Here is a 1336-nt window from a genome sequence, read left to right on the forward strand (position 1 = left end):
GAGGACTACCACCAGCTGGCCCTGGCCGCCGACTGGCCCGCACTGCTCGCCGCCCACGCGCACGACGGCTGGTCGCTGCTCGACGTAGCCTGCGGCAGCGGCAAGTTCCCCACCGCATTGCGCCGCTACACCGATCTGTCCGCGGTACCCGAGGTGGCCTACGACCTGCTCGACCCGTCTGCGTTCTCTGTCGCCGAGGCGCGTGGGTCGCTCGGTGCGCCGTTCGTGGCTCGACACGACCTGGTGATGACGCTGCAGGACCTGCCCGCCGACCACACCGGCTACGACGTCGTATGGGCCACCCACGCCCTCTACGCACTTCCTCCGGCCGAGCTCGACGCCGCCGCCGAGCGGTTCGTGGCTGCGCTGGCCCCCGGCGGTCTCGGACTCGTCGCGCAAGCCACCGAAGCGTCCCACTACATCGCGTTCTACGACGCCTTCCGCGCCGGCGTCCGCGAAGCGACGCCGTACACAACGGCCGAGCAGGTGCGCGACGCGCTGATACGCGCCGGTGCGGACGTGCGCGACCAACGCGTCACCTACACCACCTCGACATCCGATCGCCTTGTCGCCGAGGGTTTTCTGCAGCGCTGCGCCTTCGACGACTCCGTGTCACTGGAGGAGATGGAGGCGGCACCGGTGCTGGGCGACTACCTCGCGTCCTGCCGCGACGCGTCGGGTTCCTACACCTTCTCCCACGAGGCAGCCCTGCTGTGGATCTGACGAACGAACGACTTCCCGAGCAGAACCGCGACGGCGGAATCGACCAGGACTGGGCCGGAAACGATCAGGACTGGTGGGATTGGTACGTCACGCTGGCTGCCAACGATCAGGCACCCACCGAGTTGGTCGACGGGCCGGGCCTGCCCGACATCGAGGCGGCGTCCGACGAGCAGATCGAGCGTGAGCTTGCCGAGCCGTACGCCCTCGACCCGGCCGCCGTCGAGTCCTTCGCGCGAGAAGCCTTCGTGCGGCTGCCCGCTGTGTTCTCGCCGGCCGTCGTACGTCGCCTCGCGGAGCGTCTCGAGGAGCTGCTGCGAGCCGAGCACGGCGACGACGTCGCAGGCCGATTCACCGCGTTGGAACAGATGTGGCTCCATGACGACCTGATGCGCGCCGTGGCGCTGTCGCCTCGGATCGGCGGCGTGGCCGCGGCATTGCTCGACGAACCGGCTGTTCGGCTCTATCACGACAACGCGCTGTCGAAGGAACCCGGTTGCGGACGCACACCGTGGCACCACGACGCGGAGCATTTCCCGCTCCAAACCACGCAGGCGGTCACTGCATGGATGCCGATGTCGGCGATCCCCGGCCGAATGGGTCCGCTGTCGTTCGC

General features: G+C 68.9%; 2 protein-coding genes. Both read left to right on the forward strand.

Features of this window, described 5'->3' with window-relative positions:
* Positions 1-723 (forward strand): class I SAM-dependent methyltransferase (locus ABZ677_RS27820; RefSeq protein WP_358375326.1); only part of this gene is annotated, 723 nt, incomplete at its 5' end.
* The coding region (locus ABZ677_RS27825; protein WP_358375329.1) for a phytanoyl-CoA dioxygenase family protein at positions 714-1336 on the forward strand (623 nt) is incomplete at its 3' end. The genes ABZ677_RS27820 and ABZ677_RS27825, both read left to right, overlap by 10 nt.

Origin of the sequence: Rhodococcus sp. NPDC006774, assembly GCF_040636045.1 — a bacterium.
Lineage (GTDB): Bacteria > Actinomycetota > Actinomycetes > Mycobacteriales > Mycobacteriaceae > Rhodococcoides.